2 protein-coding genes are annotated in these 712 nt (G+C 52.7%); one reads left to right on the forward strand and one right to left on the reverse strand.

The genetic code is table 11. The features are described 5' to 3' along the window. The coding region (locus tag ABD892_RS01770; RefSeq protein ID WP_345193191.1) for a hypothetical protein at positions 1-188 on the reverse strand (188 nt) is incomplete at its 3' end. Here ABD892_RS01770 and ABD892_RS01775 point away from each other — a divergent pair. Continuing rightward, positions 174-712: hypothetical protein (locus tag ABD892_RS01775; protein ID WP_345193193.1), on the forward strand; the 539-nt coding region annotated here is incomplete at its 3' end. The two genes, ABD892_RS01770 and ABD892_RS01775, sit on opposite strands and share 15 nt — an antisense overlap.

Genomic DNA, 712 nt, shown 5'->3' on the forward strand with positions numbered 1-712 from the left:
AGACAACAAGCATAAGGAATACCTCCAGTACCCTGTGAAACATCTTTATTACTGCCCTTCCATCCTACCTTTCCTCTGCTGAACCCCGCCTGAACGAAACAATCACCGGAAATAACCTGTACCAAAAGCGAAACCGATGCGGCGTTTAATGTTTCTATGCCTGAGGAAACCTTATGAAACCCATCCATATCTTCCGCAGTGGTACCCATACCGATTCAACAGGCATCACGACCAGGTTCAGCGAAGAAGCCATCAAGGCATCAGTCGCTGCCTATAATCCCACCCTTCATGAAGCGCCCATTGTCGTTGGCCATCCCAAAGACAACGGTCCTGCCTATGGCTGGGTCAGCCAACTCCGGTTTGACGAACACGGACTGGAAGCCGAACCCCACCAGATAGATGCTGATTTCGAGGAACTGGTCAAAGCCGGTCGCTACAAAAAAATCAGCGCCAGTTTCTATACGCCGGACAGCCCGAACAATCCGGTGCCTGGTGTTTACTATCTTCGCCATGTGGGGTTTCTGGGAGCCCAGCCGCCCGCTCTCAAAGGACTCAAGCCGGTCTCCTTCAACGAGCAGGAGGAAGGGTTACTGGAGTTCTCCGCCCCCTACGACACACTCACCATTGCTTCTGTTTTTCGCCGTCTTCGTGAGTTCCTGATCGACAAGTTCAGCCGGGAAGAAGCAGACGAAGTGATCGCCAGCTGGGCCAT

This window comes from Kistimonas scapharcae, from assembly GCF_039540975.1.
In the GTDB taxonomy this organism is placed as follows: Bacteria; Pseudomonadota; Gammaproteobacteria; order Pseudomonadales; family Endozoicomonadaceae; genus Kistimonas; species Kistimonas scapharcae.